The organism is Candidatus Solincola tengchongensis, assembly GCF_015711935.1.
Lineage (GTDB): Bacteria > Actinomycetota > Geothermincolia > Geothermincolales > RBG-13-55-18 > Solincola_A > Solincola_A tengchongensis.
This window is the reverse complement of sequence record NZ_JACVJJ010000098.1, coordinates 29937-49622: the sequence shown is the minus strand read 5'-3', so window position 1 is coordinate 49622 and position 19686 is coordinate 29937. Positions and strand designations below refer to the sequence as shown.

General features: G+C 62.9%; 18 protein-coding genes. 9 read left to right on the top strand and 9 right to left on the bottom strand.

The genetic code is table 11. The features are described from left to right. The first annotated feature begins 286 nt into the window (after window positions 1–286). Window positions 287–640, top strand: a complete 354-nt coding sequence (locus tag H7007_RS09365) for a hypothetical protein (protein ID WP_287154968.1) — start codon at window positions 287–289, stop codon at window positions 638–640. Between the two features lie 23 nt (window positions 641–663). On the opposite strand, the gene H7007_RS09360 is transcribed toward H7007_RS09365, so the two are convergent. Beyond that, a complete protein-coding gene (locus H7007_RS09360; protein WP_287154967.1) occupies window positions 664–864 on the bottom strand; it encodes a hypothetical protein in 201 nt (66 codons plus the stop codon). A 485-nt stretch (window positions 865–1349) separates the two neighbouring features. On the opposite strand from H7007_RS09360, the gene H7007_RS09355 reads away from it, so the two are divergent. From H7007_RS09355 to H7007_RS09345, 3 genes are all read left to right on the top strand, one after another. Next, window positions 1350–1754, top strand: a complete 405-nt coding sequence (locus H7007_RS09355; RefSeq protein ID WP_287154966.1) for a hypothetical protein — start codon at window positions 1350–1352, stop codon at window positions 1752–1754. Window positions 1755–2075: 321 nt separating this feature from the next. Continuing rightward, window positions 2076–4439 (top strand): phytoene desaturase family protein, encoded by a 2364-nt coding sequence (locus H7007_RS09350; protein WP_287154965.1) that lies wholly within the window; start codon window positions 2076–2078, stop codon window positions 4437–4439. Then, window positions 4426–5238: a metallophosphoesterase family protein gene (locus tag H7007_RS09345; RefSeq protein ID WP_287154963.1), complete on the top strand. Its 813-nt coding sequence runs from the start codon at window positions 4426–4428 to the stop codon at window positions 5236–5238. The genes H7007_RS09350 and H7007_RS09345 overlap by 14 nt, the downstream gene beginning before the upstream one ends. Here the strand turns inward: H7007_RS09345 and H7007_RS09340 are convergent. After that, complete coding sequence (locus H7007_RS09340) at window positions 5226–5672, bottom strand: response regulator (RefSeq protein WP_287154962.1); 447 nt, start codon at window positions 5670–5672, stop codon at window positions 5226–5228. The two genes, H7007_RS09345 and H7007_RS09340, sit on opposite strands and share 13 nt — an antisense overlap. Before the next feature lie 450 nt (window positions 5673–6122). On the opposite strand from H7007_RS09340, the gene H7007_RS09335 reads away from it, so the two are divergent. From H7007_RS09335 to H7007_RS09325, 3 genes are all read left to right on the top strand, one after another. Beyond that, window positions 6123–7595, top strand: coding sequence for a B12-binding domain-containing radical SAM protein (locus tag H7007_RS09335; RefSeq protein ID WP_287154961.1), 1473 nt, complete (start codon window positions 6123–6125; stop codon window positions 7593–7595). Between the two features lie 913 nt (window positions 7596–8508). Next, window positions 8509–9087 carry a hypothetical protein gene (locus H7007_RS09330; RefSeq protein ID WP_287154960.1) on the top strand — a complete coding sequence of 193 codons (579 nt, stop codon included), beginning with the start codon at window positions 8509–8511 and terminating at the stop codon, window positions 9085–9087. 162 nt (window positions 9088–9249) lie between these two features. Continuing rightward, window positions 9250–9975: a DUF72 domain-containing protein gene (locus tag H7007_RS09325; protein ID WP_287154959.1), complete on the top strand. Its 726-nt coding sequence runs from the start codon at window positions 9250–9252 to the stop codon at window positions 9973–9975. A gap of 94 nt (window positions 9976–10069) precedes the next feature. Here H7007_RS09325 and H7007_RS09320 read toward each other — a convergent pair whose 3' ends face one another. After that, complete coding sequence (locus tag H7007_RS09320; protein ID WP_287154958.1) at window positions 10070–11617, bottom strand: phytoene desaturase family protein; 1548 nt, start codon at window positions 11615–11617, stop codon at window positions 10070–10072. 1066 nt (window positions 11618–12683) lie between these two features. Beyond that, window positions 12684–13118, bottom strand: coding sequence for a HEPN domain-containing protein (locus H7007_RS09315; protein WP_287154957.1), 435 nt, complete (start codon window positions 13116–13118; stop codon window positions 12684–12686). Window positions 13119–14235: 1117 nt separating this feature from the next. On the opposite strand from H7007_RS09315, the gene dapF reads away from it, so the two are divergent. Further along, window positions 14236–15099, top strand: coding sequence for a diaminopimelate epimerase (gene dapF, locus H7007_RS09310; RefSeq protein ID WP_287154956.1), 864 nt, complete (start codon window positions 14236–14238; stop codon window positions 15097–15099). 174 nt (window positions 15100–15273) lie between these two features. Here the strand turns inward: dapF and H7007_RS09305 are convergent, their stop codons facing one another. From H7007_RS09305 to H7007_RS09285, 5 genes are all read right to left on the bottom strand, one after another. After that, on the bottom strand, window positions 15274–15375 hold the full coding sequence (locus H7007_RS09305) for a TraR/DksA C4-type zinc finger protein (RefSeq protein ID WP_287154955.1): 102 nt from the start codon (window positions 15373–15375) through the stop codon (window positions 15274–15276). Window positions 15376–15383: 8 nt separating this feature from the next. Beyond that, window positions 15384–15485, bottom strand: a complete 102-nt coding sequence (locus tag H7007_RS09300; RefSeq protein ID WP_287154955.1) for a TraR/DksA C4-type zinc finger protein — start codon at window positions 15483–15485, stop codon at window positions 15384–15386. 8 nt (window positions 15486–15493) lie between these two features. Then, complete coding sequence (locus H7007_RS09295; RefSeq protein ID WP_287154955.1) at window positions 15494–15595, bottom strand: TraR/DksA C4-type zinc finger protein; 102 nt, start codon at window positions 15593–15595, stop codon at window positions 15494–15496. An 8-nt stretch (window positions 15596–15603) separates the two neighbouring features. Continuing rightward, a complete protein-coding gene (locus H7007_RS09290; protein WP_287154954.1) occupies window positions 15604–16170 on the bottom strand; it encodes an FmdE family protein in 567 nt (188 codons plus the stop codon). Window positions 16171–16606: 436 nt separating this feature from the next. Beyond that, the gene (locus H7007_RS09285; RefSeq protein WP_287154953.1) at window positions 16607–17617 is read right to left on the bottom strand and encodes a VOC family protein; all 1011 of its coding nucleotides are present in this window, start codon (window positions 17615–17617) and stop codon (window positions 16607–16609) included. A gap of 280 nt (window positions 17618–17897) precedes the next feature. On the opposite strand from H7007_RS09285, the gene H7007_RS09280 reads away from it, so the two are divergent. After that, complete coding sequence (locus H7007_RS09280; RefSeq protein ID WP_287154951.1) at window positions 17898–18956, top strand: DUF2804 domain-containing protein; 1059 nt, start codon at window positions 17898–17900, stop codon at window positions 18954–18956. Window positions 18957–19686 lie beyond the last annotated feature (730 nt).

Below are 19686 nucleotides of genomic sequence, written 5' to 3'. Positions count from 1 at the left end.
GCTCCGCCGGGCGGCGCGCCTCCAGACCGCCGAGCCTCCGGCCCGCAACCGCGGCCCTGGCCTCAGCGCTGCGGGAGCAACTATCACGCCCGTGACCACCCGGGCTCCCGGCCGGAAACCACGACCTTCCAACGGCCGCCGGGGAATCGCTACCTAAAGATAATCGCGGCATTCCGGGGCGTCAACCGCGAGCGGGGAAACCCGGCCGGAGCGGGCCGGGGAAGGACCGTCGCCCAAAGGGTCTATAATACGAAAAGATGGACCGGTTAGGGGAAGGAGGTAGAAATTGGTGGAGGAAGCGGAGGTCCAGAAGCAGCTGCAGAAGTGGGGGATGGTGGCCGGCGGCCTGGCGGTTCTCCTGCTCCTGAACCGCTGGAGGCAGAAGCGCAAGGTAGAGAAGATCCTGAAAGCCCGCGCCAAGCTCAAGGCGCAGCAGGAGAAGGAGCGCAAGGCGAAGGCGAAGGGAAAGGCCGCCAAGCGGTCGAGAAAGAAGGAGCGCTCCATGCTCCAGCAGCTGGTCCGCTTCGCCGTCTTCCAGTTCCTCAAGAAGGTCATCTCCGAGCAGATAAAGCAGATGGAGGTGGAGCTGGGGAAGGGAAAGCTGGGCAGGAGGCTCGTGGAGGCGGCCGAGCAAGCTTGACCCGGAGGCCGGAGGAGGCAAGTTCAGGACTTGATGAAGCCGGTAGGCGGTTTTCCCTTCTCGGCCACCTCTATAATCAGGCGGTAAGCCCTCTCGAAGAGCTGAAAATAGGAATCGGCGTCCCGGTATTTTTCGCGTTCCTCCTCGCCGGCGAACTCCAGGTAGCTGCGCACCAGGTCCAGGGCCACCTCCGCCTGCGTCTTGGAAAGTATGCCGTCGGGCATGGTCTCCTCCTGTTCCCTCGCCTGAAACCGGGTTTGCGTCTCGCGGCTCCCACGGGCGGTCTCACTCCGCCCTCCCCTTCGGCGCCGCATATCCCTTTTCTTACCAGACGGGAGGGCGCTTTTCAAACCTCGCCGCGGCCAGAGGCAAAGATGATGCCCTCCTCCCGCAACACTGCGAAAAGGCGGTGACGGTTAGGGGTGAGGCCAACCGGGGCGCGCGGGAACGGTTCTCGTAGTCCGGCAGGCAAGTGGCGGCCGGGGAACGGCTCCTCGACGGCAGCAGCCGCACGCAGGGCGACCGCCAGGCGTAGGGTTGGCGCCAGAGGGCGGCGAGAATATGATATCCATGTATGTGATATTTCCATACACCGCACCCGGAGGGGAGGCAACCGGGGCATGCCACGCGTTCTCGAGCCGGGTGGGACGGCGGTGGCGCCGGGAAAGCGGACCGGTCATCCCGGCGCCCTTGGGGGAAGGGGCCGGCGGTGGATGTCGCTTTGTTTGTCCTGGCATTCTTTGCCACATTGGGCGTGCTCCTGCTCCTCTACGCCCTCAACTTCCGTCGGCGTGCCCTCATCCTCGGTCCCGAGAGGCTGCGCTCCGCCCTGTCCCGCACCCTGGAAGACGGGGAGCCCCGCTCCCGGGAAGAGCTCGATGAAGTGGCCCGCGAGCTGGATGAGAGGTTCGGGCTCGCCGTCTCCGTCTTTGGGACACTGTTTGTCCTGGTCCTAGGTGCTTGCATGTGGCTGGCCTTCGTCGCCATCCGTCCCGAACCGGCACTGGCCCTCTGCGGACTCGCCGTCTTCCTCCTCTCCTCCGCCCTCTCCCTCCAGCTCCTGCGGGAGATCCCCCGCACTATCCTCAGGGAAGGACGGCGCGAGGAAGACTGATCTATCCACGGGCCGGCAGCCTCCACGGAAGGAAAGCGTCACCGCCTTGGGGTATATTATCCATGACCCTTTGGCCCCTCGAAGGGGCGTAAAGGGGCCGCGCCGGCGGTCAGGGGAACGCGGTGGGATGCGGAACGGCGCGGCTTGGGGCGAATTCGCGAGGATGATACCTCGCCGTACCGCCTCCACGCGGCAAGGGGACGGCGACAAGCGGATAGGTGATCCGGCCGAGGCCGGTCCTCGAACCCTCACGGGCGTGGAGGGGCGAGGATGAAGAGCCGGATGAGGCAAAAAGTTCCTGAATGACATGGGAGGATTCGATTGAGGAAGAAGTCCCTTCTTCTCTTCTCCCTGGCAATGACTGCCTGGCTGGCCTTCGCCGTGCTCTGCCGCCTGGAGATGGCGCTGTGGGGAGCCGCGGCCGGCCTGGCCCTCTCCCTGTCGGTGCTTTTGCTCCTTCCCCGCGGACACCGGTTCAACATACTCTCCGCCTTCTCCCTGCTCTTCTTCGCCGTGGCCGCCGCCGCCGTCCCTGCCCTGGGGGATACCATCACCAAACGCCTCCCCAACCTCCTGGCGGGCGGCTTCGCCACCCTCTGCATCATGGCTGGCTACGGGGCGCTGGAGGGCACGCTCTTCCCGGCCTCCCTCCTGGAGCTGGATTACCCCGAGAGCATGCGCCGCAGCCCCATCCTGCGCCGCGCCTTCCGGGTGGTGACCCTGGCCTGGGATGCCCTCTTCCTGTCCGGGCTGGCCGTCTGCCTGGTGAGCATGCTGGCTTTGCGCGCATCCACCGCCCTCCTGGTCTCCTCCACTACCGCCGCCGCCCTCTTCGGGCTGGGCATTTTGGCCACCCCGGCTGTCGTGGCCTTCCTCCCCAAGCGGATGGAGGCGAAGCTGGTGGAAAAGGGGCCTCTGTCGCCCAGATGGAAGCCGCCTCTTCTCACCCCGGGCACCACCCGCGCCGCCAACGAGTTCGACGCCGTGGTCGTTGGTTCGGGCGTGGGAGGGCTGGCCTGCGCTTCCCTCCTTTCCCAAGCGGGCATGAAGGTGCTGGTGGCGGAGAGGGGAAGGCTTCCGGGAGGATACTCGCAGACCTACGAGTGGGAGGGCTTCCCCCTGAACTCCGGCCCCACGGTGCTCCTGGGCGCCGGGGAAGGCGGGGTCCTCCACGCCCTGCTCCGGAGGCTCGACCTGGAGGGGATGGTCCCCATGCGCCGTCTCTCCTGGGGTATAGCCAATGGGAGGATGGCCCTGCGCCTCGGCCTGGGGGCTGAACAGGATATGGAAAAATTATCCAAGAAATTCCCCACCTGCAGAGCCGGGCTGCAGCGTCTCTTCTCTGACCTTCGGCGCTTCCGGGGCGAATGGAGAGACCGTTCCGACTACCTCTCCTCCCCCCTACCCTCCAACATCGAGGATTACCACGAACAGTTCATCCGCCATCCCCTATCCGCGCACTGGCAGAACCTCTCCTTCCGGGAGATGCTCGAGGGTTACCTCGATGACGAACGCCTGGTGGATCTCCTGGGAAGGCTGTCCGCCATCCTGGGAGGCGAGCCCTCCACCTTCCCCGCTTACGAGGGGGCGCGCCTCCTGGTCTCCCTTTTCATAGACGGCATCCACTATCCCGCGTCGCACATGTCCGGACTCGTGAACGCGCTGGCGGAAAAGGTGCGCCAGGGGGGCGGAAGGTTAACCACTTCCTGCGGCGTGGAGGAGATACTCCTGCGCGGGGAAGGCACGGGGTCCGTGCCCATCGGGGTCCGGCTTGCGGACGGGACCCAGGCGCGAAGCGGCGTGGTCGTCCTGGACGTGGACCCCCGCAGGGCAGCGGGAGGAATCATGCCCTCCTCTGCCTTTGGAACCGACTTTCTGCGGGAGATGGAAAAGCTCAGACCTTCACATTCCGCCTTCCTCCTGCACCTCATCTTCGAGGAGGAACTGCGCATCCCGGACCGCGTGTTCCTCTTCCCCACCCGTCCGCGACGGGTGCGAACCGGCGACAGCTTCGTGGAGATCGATTCCCTCATCCTCTCCCGGGAAGCGCACACCGACCCCTCGAGGAACGCCTGCGTGCTCATGGTCCGGGCCAACATCCCGGCGACGTGCTTCCACGCCTTCGAGGACCAACGGGACTCCGAGGAGCTGAGCACGGAGCTCACCGCTCTGGTCAGGGAGGAACTGGCCTCCGTGATCCCCTCGGTGAAGAGGGCGACGAAGGAGTTCGTCACCCTGCCCACCCACCTGGCTCGGCTGGCCTCCCACGGACAAGGCGCGGCCTTCGGTTTCGCTCCCCTGCTGACCCAGTGGTATTTCCGGCGCCCCGGCCCCCGCCTCGCCCCGGCAAACCTGTACCTGGTGGGAGGGTGGAGCCGCTACGGGGGAGGCCTGGAAGGGGCGATGCTCAGCGGCGTGGTGGTAGCTCGTGAGCTGTGCGGGGAAAGCCCCTACGGATCGTCCGCTTCGCCATCCGGGCAATCGGCGACCCCGGCTGGAGGGGCGGCACCGGAGGAACGGGATAGCGGTGAGCCGCGGGGTGAAGGCCGGAACGGCAGCGAAGAAACCCCGGGGCGTGGGCGAGGGAGAGGAAAAGGGAGAAGCCGCCGCAAGGGCCGGCGTCTTTCCGGCTTACGGCGCCGCGAGAACACCGGGGAGGAAGGCGGGCAGGATGATGAGGAATGAACGGAAGTTCACCATCGCCCAGATCTCCGACCTCCACTGCGGGGACCTGAGGTTCGACTCCCGTCTCATGGACAACTGCATCCGCGTCGTGAACGCCGTGGAGCCCGACCTGGTGGTGGTGGCCGGAGACCTCACGGCCAACGGCTACCGCGAGGAGTTCGAGGAGGCGAGGGAGTACATAGACGCCATCCAATGCCCGCGCAAGACGGTCATCGCCGGGAACCACGACTGCCGGAACGTGGGTTACCTGCATTTCGAGGAGCTGCTGGGACCCCGCACTTCGAGCATGCGTTTCACCCACAGCGGCACCTGCGGGAAGCACCTGAGCGAACAGGTGGAAGTGGTGAGCGTGGACTCGAACAAGGCCGACCTGGACGACGGGGAGATCGGGCGCCACAACTATGACTTCATCAAGAGGGAATTCTCCGCCGAAGTGACCTTCAAGGTCTTCGTCCTCCACCACCATCTGGTGCACGTCCCGGGAACGGGCAGGGAGAGGAACATCGTCTGGGACGCGGGCGACGTCCTGCAGGTGTTGAGAGAGACAAAGGTGGACATCGTCCTGAACGGCCACAAGCACGTCCCTTACGTGTGGCCCCTGGACCGCATGTACCTGATCACCTCGGGAACGGCCTCCACCTGGAGGACGCGGGGTTTCACCCCACCTTCCTTCAATCTCATCGAGATCGTGGGAGAGGAGATAACCGTGTACATGGTCTCCAGCTCGGATGGCGAGAGACGCACGGAGGTGTTCCCCCGCTGGTGGTGCAATGAGAGGTTCGCAGGCTATGGGCCTTGAGTGCCCTCAGGGCCTGCCTTTCTCCCTCCAAGGACCCTCTCTATCCTCTCCAGGAGGTCGCTGAACACATAGGGCTTGGCGATATAATCCGCGGCCTGCAGCTCGCGCGCTTTCTCCACATCCTCGGGCCGGTTCTTGACCGTGGAGACGATGATGGGGATGGAGGCGGTATCGGGGTTGGACTTCAGGTCCTCCATAATCTCCCATCCGCTCTTCCCCGGCATGAGGATGTCCAGGATGACCAGGTCAGGCTTTTCCTCCCGGCATACACGGAGGGCAGCCTCGCTGTCCAGGCAGGTGACCACGCTGTATCCCTGCCTGGAGATGCGGCGCTCCAGGAGCTCCACGATGACCTGGTTGTCCTCGATGATCATTATCTTTCCGCCCGTCACGCCTGGACACCCCTCTTCTCCGCAGCAGGAAACTCCTTCCATCCGTGCCACCTTCATTATAGGACAGCAGGAGAGGCAGTGGGAGATGCCCACTCTACTCCCTCCGCCGCAAGGGGAAAATGAGCAACGGAGTCCGCTTTCCTCCCATCGCCTTCGCCGGGGAAAGGGTTGCCGGCCTCCTCCTCGTTATTCAGCGCGCATAATGGGTATAAGTGTATGATGTCGAAGCGTGCGGCCCGGAAGGGGTTGGGAGGGCGGAAACCTCCCGCTCTGGAGCGGAAGGGGACGAAGGGCTTGCGGTGAGGTCTGGAGTCCGATAGGGTAGCAATCGCCAAGGCCCTTCCGGGAAAGAACCATGAGGGCGTTGCGGGGAGGCGAAAGCGCGAAAGTCGGTAGCCGTACCCCAGACGGGCGCGGCCCGGGAAAGGACATGCGGGCATCGCGGGAAGGCGAAGAGCCGCAATCACGGAGAGATTAAGGGAAGGCAAGGAGATGCGCATTACACTGATAGAACCCAGGGCGTCGGGAGTCCACGTCTATGCCAAGTTCAAGCTCCCCCGCCTGGGACTCCCCCTCCTCGGCGCCATGCTCGAAAGGGAGCTGGGGATCAGGCCCATCATCTACTTCCAGGAACTGGGAGGGATCGACTGGGGAGCGGTGGCCTCCTCGGACCTGGTGGGGATCTCCACCATCACCCCCACCGCACCGGAGGCCTATTCCATCCTTGAAGAGGCCAAGAGGCGCGGGGACATCCCGGTGGTCATGGGCGGACCTCACGTGACCTTCCTCCCCGAGGAGGCGCTGGGGAAGGGTGCCGATTTCGTCATTCGCGGCGAGGGAGAGTATTCCTTCCTCGAGCTGGTGAGGCGCCTCCGGGACGGCCGGCAGGATTTCGACGACATCCCCGGCCTATCTTACCGGGAAGGGGAAATTTTCTATCACAATCCCGTGGTCCCTCGTGTGGACGACCTGGACGCTCTTCCCTGGCCGGATCTGACCCTCATCCACAACTGGGAGAAGATACGCATCCTCCCGGTGATGACCAGCCGGGGATGTCCCTACAACTGCAAGTTCTGCTCCGTGACCAAGATGTTCGGGCGGCGTTACCGCTTCCGGGACACGGAAGATGTCCTCGCGGAACTGGAGACCCTCCATCGCCGCAACCCCAAGGCCACCATCTTCTTCTACGACGACAACTTCACAGCCAACGTGAGGCGTACCAAGGAGTTGCTCCGGGGGATGATAGAGAGGGGCATCAAGGTACGCTGGACGGCACAGGCCAGGGTGGACGTGATAAGGGACCAGGAGCTCCTGGAGCTCATGCGGGACAGCGGCTGCCTCTTCCTCTACCTGGGGCTGGAGTCCATCAACCCGAAGACCCTGGAGAGCTACCGCAAGGAGCAGACGGTCCAGGATATCGCCGAGGCGGTGAAGGTCCTCCACACCTACGGCATCAAGGTGCACGGCATGTTCGTCCTGGGCTCCGACGAGGACGACGTGAAGACCATCCGCGAAACGGTGCGCTTCGCCCGCGGCCTAAAGATAGACACCGTGCAGTTCCTGGTCCTCACCCCGCTTCCGGGCACCGAGACCTACGAGGAGCTCCGCCACCAGGGAAGGATAATCGTCGAGGACTGGTCCAAATACAGCGGTCACCACGTGGTCTTCAACCCCCGGAACATGACCCCCTACCAGCTCCAGAAGGAAGGGTCCATACGCTCCATGCGGCGCTTCTACTCCACCTGGCAGTGCTGGAAGCTGGGCCTGCTTTTCCGCTGGAAGGACATGGCCCTCTATCTCTACGCGCATCATGCCGTGAACAAGTGGCGGTCCCTTAACCGGGATTTCATAAAAGACCTGAAGGAGCGGGGCTTCCGCATCCGCAAGCCCGGCGTAGAGGAGGATGGCGGCAGGAAGGGCCTGGATCCCTCGAGGACGGAAGGGGAAAAGGCCCTCAACGGGTGACGAAAGAGGGCGGGCCGCGGGCCCGAGGGTCGGGGACGGCGCCCGCCCTTTTTGGACGACGACCAGGGGGGAGGGTATAAAACGCGGGCCCGAGAGCCGGGGACAGCATAACACGCAAACCCGAGAGCCGACGATAGCGCCGAAGGCGTCGAAACCCGGGCCGTGAACAAGATACCGCCGGCCATCACTACCTTGTGGGAGGACAACCACGATATCCGTGCGCCCGACCACTCATCGCCATCCGGTGAACCTCCCCACTTTTGCCCTCCGGCGGTCCTGCAGGGATATCCGGGTGATGGACCAAGCTCGCGACACGAAGCCCCCGGGTCACCTTCCCCATCCCCATTACCAGATCGCCGTCTCGAAAGGTCCTACCCCGAACGGTGAACGCCCGTCCCCTCCTTGCCCGGCTTAGGAATGGGGGTTGAGCGGCACATGAATAAGGTAGCGGGATGCCACAGGGTCCATATGGCTCAATTACCCACGGTGTTGAACAGGAACCCCGGCGGCAAAGAAGAATCGCCGGAGGGCACGAAGGCCGTGGGAGGCCGAGGGGCGTGCAGCGGGCACACAAATCAAGAAGGTTTAGGACAGGGGTGGAAAATCCCGTTCCACAAAGCGAAAAAAGAAACTCTTCCCTCAAGCGGGAAAGGACAAGACCGCGGCGGAGTTGAATATAATATTTGGCTGTGGAATGGGTTTGCAAGGCCCCCGAGCCTGCGGACCCGGCGGCAACCGGAGCTTGCAACCGTCCCACAAGGCCTCAGGGATGGGCGGCTCATATGGCCCAGGCCAGACCACATCCGATTCGCCTGTGGGAGGGAAGGGCGCAAGGTTGTCCGAGCGCAGTTCTCGTCATGCAGGAAAGGGCGCCCGCATGGGGCGCGAGGAGCAACAATGGAGGTGTTGGGGAATGAGGAAATCCCTGGTGATCGTCCTGGCGGCACTCTTGGCGCTTACCGCGGCCGTGACCATCCTCGGCTGCGGGGGGGAGAAGGACCTGGAAACGGCGAAGTCGCTGATGAAGGAGGGAGATCTCAGCTACGACAAGGTGGAGACTTCCGCAAGCGCCTTGGAGCAGAAGCAGAGCGAGATAGCGAAGTCGCTGCTCTCCGGTGGAGCGACGAGCATAACCCCGCAGCAGATAGAGCAGACCAAGGAAGAGATAAGCAAGACCGTATCCGAGATGGAGGGGGACCTTGAGGCGGCCAAGGCCAGCTATGAGCAGATCCTCCAGCTGGAAGGCGTGGAGAAGTACAAGGAGTACGCCAGGAAGATGCTCGAGGTGGTGGAGAAGAACCAGGAGCTCCTGGTCCAGGTGGAGGCTCTCGTGGCCAAGTTTATGCAGATGCTGTCCACCATGCAGCCGGGAACCGTCCCCGACCTCACCGTGCTCCTCGAAAGTGAGGAGATGAAGAAGATAAACGAGCTCTCCGAGGCCATAGACAACCTCTTGAGCGAGGCCGGCAAGCTGAAGAAGGACCTCGAATAGGAGGCTCACGCGACGGAAGGACGAGCGAACCGCGGGCCGGGAGGAACATTCCCCCCGGCCCTTTCTGTTATATTTTGTTATAAAATATTTAGCAGTGCTTGCTGGTCCGGTTTTTACCGCCGGTAAACCAGACAAGTTCGTTCGGAATAGGGGTGTTTCGCCTTGGAGCTCAAGGTCGGTTGCTGCGGTTTTCCTCAGGCCAGGTCCATCTACTATCAGACCTTGCCCCTGGTTGAACTGCAGAGGACCTTCTACCAGCTTCCAAGGGTGGCCACGTCCCTGAAATGGCGCCAGGAAGCCCCTCCCCACTTCGAATTCACCCTCAAAGCCTGGCAGCTAATCACCCACCGGCCTTCCAGCCCCACATATCGGCGTCTGACGCACCCCATCCCGGAGGAGAAGAAGGAAGCTTACGGCTCCTTCAAGCCCAGCCCGGAGAACTATCAGGCCTGGAAGGAGACCCTGGAGGTGGCCCACGCCCTGGAGGCGGAGATCGTGGTCTTCCAGACCCCGGCCAGCTTCGGGCCCGGCCCCAAGAACATCGCCCAGATGCGGGAGTTCCTGACCACCATCGAGCGCGACGGCCTGAAACTGGCCTGGGAGCCGAGAGGGGCCTGGAGTCCCGAGGAAGCGGGAAAGCTGTGCCGGGAGCTGGACCTCATCCATGTGGTGGACCCCTTCCAGGGACGGGAGAAGTGGGGGTCGGTGATCTACTGGCGCCTTCACGGGATAGGGGGTTACAAGCACCGCTTCACCGACCAGGAACTGAACAAGCTGGTGACCATCCTGAAGAAGAGCAAGAAGAAGAGGGCCTACGTGCTCTTCAACAACATCTACATGTGGGAGGACGCCCAGCGCTTCCTGGAGATATGGGAGAAGCGCAGCTGAGGCGGTTCCCACCTTCCCGGCATGCCTGCCGCGGGCCGGGCGCCCCTTTCAAGTAACGGCGGACGCAGTGATGTGCCGGATCCCTTTTTCTCCTTCACCAGAGCAACACCTTCCAGAAACCCTCGTACATGCCCTGCGCCACGAGCTTGCCGGAAAGGGCGGAGAAAACGATGCCTCCCGGCCAGATGGAATAATGGCCGGCCATGTAAAGGTTCCTTATCGGCGTTGTGAACTGGACGAAACGCCCGAAGAGGGGCGTCTTGTACATGTCGTAGGACCAGCCCATTATGGACCCCTTCGGGTTGAGGGTGAGCCGTGCCAGGGTTCGGGGCGTGGCCAACTCCTTGTATTCCACCCTGCCGCGTATATCCGGAATAATGTCCTCCATATCCTCGATGATGTCCTCCAGGACCCTCGACTTGAGGTCCCTGTAGGCCTCGCTCCGAGCCGTGGGGTCGGCCGAACCGGTTCCCCAACCGTTCATCCAGTCGTAGGGCATGGGAACCTGGACTATCAACGAGTTCTTTCCCTCAGGCGCCAAGCTCTTGTCGTGCATGGATACCCAACTGGACATGAGCCAGTTCTTGCGGTGTATCTCCGGGTCGTAGATGTCCATGCTCAGGCCGTAGTCCCTCCAATAGAGCACGTGGTGCACCTTATGTCTCTCGAGAAGTTCGGAATCGTCGATGTCCAGACCGAGGAACGCCGTGGCCACCGAGATGCTCAACTCCCCGTCCTTGTTCCTCGAGAGGAACTTCCTCGGGAACAGCGCCGGGTCGCACATCTCGGTGACCAGCCGCCTCGGGTTGCCGGTGTTCACGATCTTCTCGGCATAGATCCGTTCACCATGCGAGGTTTCAACGCCCACGGCGGTGCGTCCGGAAACGAGTATCCTGTCCACCCCGCAGGATACCCTTATCTCTCCTCCATGCTCTTCGAAGGCATCAGCCAGCTTCCCGGCCAGGGCCACCAGGCCTCCCCTGGGGTAGACGTAGTCGAAGAGGAAGCTGTACCAGAAGGCGAAATGCATGAACAACAGCATGTTCTGGTCCCCAAACTCGCCGAAGAGAAAGGCCAGCCGTGGGTCCCTGAATATCTCCCGCGCCTTTTCGCTTCCCGGCTTACGGACCGTCTCGGTCATGGACCTGAGCATCGAGAAGCCGGCCCTCAGCATCCTCGCGTTCAGGCGGTGCTTTTCCGCGCCGCGTTTCAGCAGCGGGAACGGCCGTTCCATCAATTCCTTGAGGAGCATGGTCCCTGGCTCCAGGAAGTCGAACCAGGCATCGATGTCCGAGGCGGATTCCGGAAAGCAAGCCTTAAAGTCTCGCCTTATCTGGGTAAAGTCGCGGAGTACGACATCGCAGTGCGGCGTCTTCCAGCGCCAGTCCGCGCGATCCCAGTCCGCAGGATCGAAAAGCCCCAACTCCTCGAGTATGGGAAAGAGGATTCCCACGTTTTCCGTGGACTGGGAACCGGCGTCGAAGAAGAAGCCCTTTCTCCGGAAGCCGGATATGTTGCCTCCCACCTGCCGCCCCTGTTCGGCGATCAGCACGCGCTTTCCCTGGCGGACGAGGTAATTCCCGCAGACCAGACCGCCCACGCCCGCGCCGATGATTATGACGTCGTATCTATCCACGGTCATGACGCGCCTCCCGTCATCTTCCTTGGCGGCTGTCCTCACCCGAAGAGAGCGTGCCGCGCCCACCCACCACGAATCCGTGCAACGGAGGGAAAATCGACCCTCAAACGCGAGAACGCCGCTGCCCAGGGTGTTTCATGATTCGCGACGGGTCCTGCCGCCGACATCCCATTCGCGGCACATGTCCAATTCCTGGTTTCCCCCTCGAACGAGACCCCAGAAGTCAGCACCCGTCGCGAATTATCAGGTACCGATGCCGGCCGTGCCGCCTCTGCGCCGGGCGGACATCCCGGCGAGATGGTTCCCCGGTTGCCCGGGAACGGACACCCAGGTAGAAAAAAGGTGCCGGCGGCAACCTCCAGCATCCCGTAAACGGCTCCTCCAGAAGCGGCCTTGCATGGGCCCGAAGTACTCGGGATCATCGTCCCCGCCACGACGGAGCCCCCCCTCGACTCAACACGAACCGGCTCCCCGCATCCCCAACTGCCGCTGCCAGCACGGGTCCTCGACGCGGATAAGGGCATCCCAGGTACTCGCTAGCAGAGCGGCAGCCATCCGCCTGGCTCGTTCTCTTTACAAGCCGATCCGGACCCTGAAGCCGTCATCGCGGGCAAGCCTCACGGGAAAATCATCCCGTCTCTTACCGGCAACGATGAAGGCCGCCTCCCTCCACCCAACTCCCTGAAGGGCAAGAACGGAAGGACTGGCCAGAGCACGAGTTGGCCATTTATTTTATAAGCAATCTTATACTTATTAGTCAAACTCGATGACTGTTTATTGAACACCAATATTTCGTAACACCTCCTTACGACATATCGCCAGGGGTTTGGTCAGCCCCAAGGCATCGAAGTGCGGTCGGCCTCCCCCTCTCGCCACAATCCCTCCGTACCGGCAAGGTTGGGATGGGACCGGAGACTGCTCTGAGAGGCTCCGGCCTGATCGGCATGTCGAAACATTCGGCCATGAGGGGGGTCAGGGCTGGGGCGATGCGCCGCCGGTTTCGGCGACAGGTGAAAAGCACAACTTAAGCCCTATCCTCGAGGTCCTGGGTCACCAAGCCGATGAGCCTTCAAAGATACCGGTCTCCGTCCTCGTCATCCTCCCTGGTTATGGACAAACCCATCCTTTCAGCCACCTCCTCCAGGAAAGAGCGGGCATCGTCCAGGCAGGCGGAGGCGGTGACCGGGTCCGCCTCCATGTCCCCGGCCACGAAGACGCGGCGGTAGAGCTCGGCCACCACGGGTAGGGCCCGTCGGTTCTCGGGACTCATCCCGCTATCCACGGCGGCTTCCCGGAAGCGTCGGATGACCTCCTCCCAGGTGGTCACCTCGCCCTCCCTGCCCACCAGAACAGCCCTGGCGGCATATATCATGGCCAGAAAGGAGTTGGCTATGCAGTCGCCCGCCAGGTCGCCGAGGAGCATCTCCTCGGCGGCGCGCAAGGTGAGCAGGGCCTGGCTCAGCCACTCCTCCCTCTCCTCGTCAGTGTCCCATTCGAGGCTCAAACCCCCTCCTTCACCAATCGCTAAAGGCCTTTCCCCTCCCTTTATATCCCGCATACTTCCGAAGACACCGGCGTCCTCCTGCGACAGGCCGTAAGGCACACGGGAAAACGGGAGGGGCCTCTTCCCGCGACCATCCAGGAAAATCTCCCGCAAGCGCGACCCCGCGGAAGCCCCACCGCTCATGGATCTCCATCCAACATCATACCCGGTGCGAGGGGATCCGGCACCTGGGACGGTTTAGGATTAGGAGCCCTCGTCGTGCTAGGGGCGGGAAACGGAGGGGTTTTCCGCCGGGCGCCAACCCCGACCGGTGGGAGGGGATCCGTCATCCAAGAGGAGCCTGGGGGAAAGAGGTACCTGATACGCGGCTTAGGAGGAAGGCGGGTGTCCCTTGTCCGGGGGACACCTCGACATGCGCGAGGGGATCCGGCACCTGGGACGGTTTAGGATTAGGAGCCCTCGTCGTGCTAGGGGCGGGAAACGGAGGGGTTTTCCGCCGGGCGCCAACCCCGACCGGTGGGAGGGGATCCGTCATCCGGGACGGTTCACGAGATGGGGGCTCCAGCGCCGGAGAGTTCGCAAAGAGGAGATCCCCGGCGCAAACGACGGGAATCATTTACCGGGACGGACATGATGCCGCACGTATATGATATGTTGGGAAAGGCCGGAGAAGCGACGCCGGGGCGAAAGAGGATCACGGCCAGCATCATCTCGCTCTTCCCGCGCCGGAGATTTAAAAGGCTCGCGCCCTCAAACAAGGAGGCGCCCAAGAGGCGAGAGGGCGTTGTTGGAAGGAGAGTGCCTCATCGTCTAAGGACGGACGTGAGGGACGGAAGCCGGATGCCGTGCCCTGAAGATCACCGGTAGCCGAGTCCGGGGGTCGCCGCCTTCAAATCCTTGACCCGTTGAAGCCCGAGGAAACCGGGTCCCTAGGCGGCGACCGGGCCTCCGGGAACGTAAGGCCCAACCGGATAAATCCTCCTTCCCGGTGGCGGGGCCGGGGGTCGAGGTCCTCGGGGATACCGCTTCCGGGCCTTGGGAGGTCGAGGCAGGCTTCGTCAAGATGACAGGAGGGACGAAACGTTCGCCCAAACCGATAAACGACCAGGAGGGCAAGTTGGAGTTCTATAAATATCACAGCCTTGGAAACGATTTCATCCTCATAGACGCGCTCGAGTCTCCCGTACGCCTTTCCCCCGAGGATATCCGGATGCTCTGCGACCGCCACCTGGGCATCGGGAGCGACGGCATCATCGTCCTCCAACCCTCGCAGAAAGCGGCCTGCAGGATGGTCAATTACAACCCGGACGCCAGCGAAGCGGGGGCGAGCGGAAACGGCCTGCGCTGCCTGGCCAAACACCTGTACGATACGGGGACCCACACCGGGAAGCGGCTGAAGGTGGAAACGCCGTCCGGAATAAGGGACATCGTGATTCACACGGCCATGGGAAAGGTGACCACGATAGAGGTCAACATGGGCAGGCCCGATTTCCGCCGCTCCTCCATACCCATGAAGGGAGAGGACAACGAGGCCGTAGACCAACCCCTGGAGGTGGAGGGGAAGCGCCTGAACGTGACCTGTCTTTCCGTTGGCTCCCCGCACTGCGTCCTATTCCTCGATGAGGCCGACGTCCGCCTGGTGCGGGAATTGGGACCGGCTCTGGAGAATCATCCCCTGTTCCCCCTCCGCGTCAACGTGGAGTTCGCCCAGGTGATAAACATGTCGGAGATGAGGCTGCGTTCCTGGGAAAGAGGGGCGGGTGAGACGCTGGCCAGCGCGGCGGGAGCGGCAGCGGCGGTGGCGGCTGCTCTACGCACCGGAAGGTGCAAGAGGAAGGTCCACGTCCAGCTTCCCGGTGGGCTCATGGAGGTGGAAGTGACCGCGGAAGGCGAGGTTCTCACGCGAGGGCCCGCCCGGCGCGTATTCAGAGGAGAGCTGGACGAGGACTGGAGGGAAAGAAGCCGCATCATCCTGGCCTGAGGCCGAACGTAATATCTCCTTCCGCGGTCCTTAAAAGATCCCGATAATCGATTTAACCATTATTTTCCATTATATCCCAAAACTATCTACCCGCGCGGACGCGCAATTCTCGCTCAAAATCGGCTAGGCGACCTCTCCCGGCCTCGCCGCAGCGCTCGCAGGGCACGGAGGTCTTCAGCCCCGCAGGGACTCGGCGCAGGGGATGCACAGCCTCTTCCCTTCCACCTCCACAAGGCGGGTCTGCATGGTCGGCTCGCCGCAGCGCTCGCAGGGCACGGAGGTCTTCAGCCCCGCAGGGACTCGGCGCAGGGGATGCACAGCCTCTTCCCCTCCACCTCCACAAGGCGGGTCTGCATGGTCGGCTCGCCGCAGCGCTCGCAGGGCACGGAGGTCTTCAGCCCCGCAGGGACTCGGCGCAGGGGATGCACAGCCTCTTCCCCTCCACCTCCACAAGGCGGGTCTGCATGGTCGGCTCGCCGCAGCGCTCGCAGGGCACGGAGGTCTTCAGCCCCGCAGGGACTCGGCGCAGGGGATGCACAGCCTCTTCCCCTCCACCTCCACAAGGCGGGTCTGCATGGTCGGCTCGCCGCAGCGCTCGCAGGGCACGGAGGGATGGATGGTCGCCTCCTCAGGGAGCCGGAAATCCACCTCCTCCACCCGGAAGAGCTCCTCGACAGGCGCTTCCAGGAGTTTACGCAGGAACCTTGCCCTCCTCTCCGAGGGTTCCTCCCCGGACGGCGGCGGCAGGGCATCCGCTCTCAGGCTCACCCTGACCCCCTTGCCGGGGCGGCTCCGGGAAGCGAAGATGAAGACCTGTTTCCCGTGATCCCGGAAGACCAGGTTCCCTTTGCCGAAGGTGCAGCCTGCCAGGTACTGCACGGCGTCCACGCTGCAGGAGTCGTTCTCAACAACGCATACCAGTTCCTCGTCCCGGGACCGGTCCAGGCCCATTCTCTCCAGGGCAGCCCGGGTAGCCCGATACCCCAGGGCCAGACCCGGGCAGAGGTGACCGTGGAACCGGGCCGTCTCCTGCAGATCCTCCGGAACGCTCACGTCATCCGGCAAATCCATTCCCACCAGCTCCTCAACAAATCCGGCGGCCTCGCATTACTTGAACGCCGGCCGCGACACTCATAAACCCAGGCGGGGTCGTCCTCGCCTGACATTCCTCGAGGGACTCAGAGCCGCATTACATTCGAAAGGCCCGACGGCTCCAGAATTTCCGTCAAGCTCCCCTCTTCCGGCATTCCCTCTTCCGGCATTTACGCCGGGGGTCCACAATGAACGTCACCGCCTCTCGAAACCTCCGCAATGGGATCGGCCGATCGATCTCCCTGAGGGAACGATCCCCGATCTATCCCGTTTCTGCCGCCGGCACCAACGGCAACCGCATCCTCACCAAGGATGCACCGCATCCTATCCATGTTCTCAACGGTTAACTCGCACCCGTCCGTGGACATCATCCTCTATGTAGATGCTATCCTAGCGAGTAAGATGGAACCTTGATTCAGAGCAGCCTCAGCCTGGCCGCCGCCTTGAGCGGCCAGATAAGGGCGTTTTTCATCAGGCGCGGTGAAGCGTGCATTACCTTCTCCACCTCCACCAGCTCCACCACGTTACCGTCGGTATCCTTCAGGTAGGCGAAAGAACCGATGGTCCCCGAACCCATGTCCACGCGCGTGGGAGGATGGTAGAGCTCCGCGCCCCTTGCCAGTATCCGGTTGACGGTCTCCGGGAGGTCTATGACGTCGAAGGCCATCTCCATGAGGCCGATGTCCCCCCACCTCCGTCCCTCGTAGATCACCTTCCCGCGGTACTTCGGTGTGTGCACCAGCTTGACCACCGCGCTCTCCAGGAGGGGCAGGGCACACTCCCCCTCCGGCCGGTGCCTGAGCACCACCATCTCCGTCTCCTTGCCGCCGGTGACCGGCTCCATCTCCGGAAGCGAGCCCGAGAACTCGAAGAGTGTCTCCTCGAACCCCAGCACCCGGCGGTAGAAAGAGAGGGATTCCGCCATGTCCCTAACCCCTATGGCCACGTGCCGCACCCCTCCCACCTCGGGCCTTCGGCCTCCCTCCTCTTCCACGAGCTGGATGAGGAGGCCGTCCGGGTCCCTGAGATAGGCGTACTTCTCGACCTTCCCTCCGCCCCAATCCATCACCCTCACCGGGGTGAGGAAATCCGCGCCCTTCCTCTTGAGGTCCAGGTAGAGGTCGTCCAGTCGGAAGGCCTTGAGCCCCAACTCCAGGTAACCGATATCCCCCCATTCCACCGGCTGAGGCGGATCCTGCGGCTTTGTGGAAGTGTGCTCGATGAGCTCGATGGCCGCCCCGCCCCTCACGTTCATGGCCATGAGGGCCCTCATCTCCACCACCGCCCCGATGACGGGGGCCATCTCCTCAAGGTAGCTGGTCTTGTCGCTGAGCTTCACGCGGAAGCCCATGAGGTTGCGGTAAAAACGGTAGGTCCGCTCGGTGTCGTGCACGCCCATGCCCACGTGCTGGAAAGCGGTGATCATCGGCCATCCTCTCCTTTCCCCGGTCCGTGTCGCGGTCATCCTGCCGACCCCAATCATTTATACCCACATCAAGGGACAAGTCACGCCGTCCGTGAGAGAATGGGGGCGCAGGAGGAACGGATAGTAAAGAGGAAAAGGGGGCAAGCGGGAAGCGGGGGCCGTAAAGGTGCCGTTTCGGTATGATTGGGAGGGCCAAGGAGAATCGGGTTATTGGTTTCGGGGTCTTCCGGGAGCGCCCATGACGGCGGATCGCGCAGGCATCGGATGAAGGGAGGGTGACATGGAGGGAGCGGCTCGCGAGGTGAAGGAAGCGCCCCCGCGCCTTGTGGAGGACGGCCGGGTGGTAGGTTTCGGGGTCTTCCGGGAACCCTTCCGGGAACTAAACATCAAGGAAGCGGACATCTTCCGCGTGAGAAACCCCCGCCTGAGGCCACTGGGCGCGCTGCGCCTCAAGGAGTGGCAGCACTTCGGGGTCATACACCCGGAACACTACTTCGGGATGGTGATCTTTGACGCCAAGTTCATGGGGGTATCCTTCATCTACCACTACCGCCGAGGCACGGGGGAGATGCACGAGCACTCCCGCCAGGCACCGGGAGGGAGGGCCCGAGTGGCGGAATCGGTCTGGCGGGGCGAGTGCTCCTTTTCCGCCCGAGGATATTCACTGGGCGTGGAAAACCGCCTGGAGGACGGTTTCCACAGGGTTTCACTGAGCGCCGATTCGCCGCGCAAACCGGGCATCAGGGGGGAATTCCGCATGCTCGAGGACCTCTCCCGCTTTCAACCGCTGGTGGTCGTGAGCCCCTTCGGACCCAACCGTCCCCTGTATACCCACAAGGCGGCCTGCCCGGTGGAGGGACGTTTGACCGTCGATGACGAGGTGATAGACCTGGATCCCGCTCGCGACGTCTGCCTGCTCGACGAACAGAAGGCCTTCTACCCCTACCGGAGCTTCTGGAGGTGGATGACCTTCGCCGGGTATGATTCCCGCGGAAGGCTACTGGCGGCCAACCTCTGCCACAACAACATAGCCGACGACGAGCGTTACAGCGAGAACTGCTACTGGGTGAACGGCCGCCTTCACCTCACCGGGGCGGCGCGCTTCGGCTTCAGCGAGGCGGACGTCCTGGGGCCCTGGTTCATAAAGACCACCGACGGCTCGGTGGATGTGGAGTTCCGTCCCCGGGGAGAACGGGCGGAGAGGATACGCGTGGGGCCGTTACTCTCAGACTTCCACCAGCCCTTCGGGACGTTCCGGGGCAAGCTGGCCTCGGGAAGTGAGGAGTATGCTGTGGAGGACCTCTTCGGTCTCTGCGAGTACCACCTGACCAGGTATTGAGAGGGCGCGTGAGAGGAAGCCCCCGGAGACCTTAAAATCGCGAAAAGGAGTGAGCCCCCAAGGGTTCGTCGAGGGCGGCCGGCGGTCAAATCATCCAAGGACAAATCTCTCAAAATACCTGTGAGGGCTCAGGGGTCTAGGCGAGCATGCGACTCCACTCGCACGCTTTTCCATACGGAGGGCACAATGGCCCCCGCGGCTGTACGAGAGGGGGCAAGCAAAAAACCAGGTAGGAGGGGCATGGAAGCCGAGGTTCTCACGCACCCGGTCATCGAGCAACAAGAGGGGCCCTCGCGGAGCGGATGCCAATACCGCGCGGCCGAAAAGGCCATGATTCCTCACCTGTCGAACACTTCGAAAAGTCGGCCTATGCCCTGGGGGTACAGGCGGGGGTGGAGCTGGGGAGAGGGCATGAAATCCTTATCCACTCGAATACCCAAATCCCCCGGTGTGGCCACAGGGGTAAGGGCGGACGCTTATCCCCGCGACAGCGGGCTTGAGTGGAGTGCGGAGCGAAAGAGGCATCCGTTGTGGGGCAGATAGGGCCGGTGCCCCGCATATGGCCGTTGGAGTAGCGTAGAAGGCGATCCGGACGAACAAGAGACAAGCCGGGAGTGATGGGGATGAAATGTCCATGTTGTGGAGCGGAGAACGTCGAAAGCGCCGCCTGGTATTACCTTTGCGATCAGCCCTTCAAGCACGAGTACGCCTCAGAAACGCACGACGTGTT

Bases quoted from the DNA above. Each gene is read 5' to 3' on its own strand.
- H7007_RS09320 (WP_287154958.1), bottom strand. From the start codon at position 11,617: ATGACCGTGGATAGATACGACGTCATAATCATCGGCGCGGGCGTGGGC.
- H7007_RS09330 (WP_287154960.1), top strand. From the start codon at position 8,509: ATGAGGAAATCCCTGGTGATCGTCCTGGCGGCACTCTTGGCGCTTACC.
- H7007_RS09340 (WP_287154962.1), bottom strand. From the start codon at position 5,672: ATGGAAGGAGTTTCCTGCTGCGGAGAAGAGGGGTGTCCAGGCGTGACG.
- H7007_RS09360 (WP_287154967.1), bottom strand. From the start codon at position 864: ATGCCCGACGGCATACTTTCCAAGACGCAGGCGGAGGTGGCCCTGGAC.
- H7007_RS09290 (WP_287154954.1), bottom strand. From the start codon at position 16,170: ATGGATTTGCCGGATGACGTGAGCGTTCCGGAGGATCTGCAGGAGACG.
- H7007_RS09285 (WP_287154953.1), bottom strand. From the start codon at position 17,617: ATGATCACCGCTTTCCAGCACGTGGGCATGGGCGTGCACGACACCGAG.
- H7007_RS09345 (WP_287154963.1), top strand. From the start codon at position 4,426: ATGATGAGGAATGAACGGAAGTTCACCATCGCCCAGATCTCCGACCTC.
- H7007_RS09335 (WP_287154961.1), top strand. From the start codon at position 6,123: ATGCGCATTACACTGATAGAACCCAGGGCGTCGGGAGTCCACGTCTAT.
- H7007_RS09280 (WP_287154951.1), top strand. From the start codon at position 17,898: ATGGAGGGAGCGGCTCGCGAGGTGAAGGAAGCGCCCCCGCGCCTTGTG.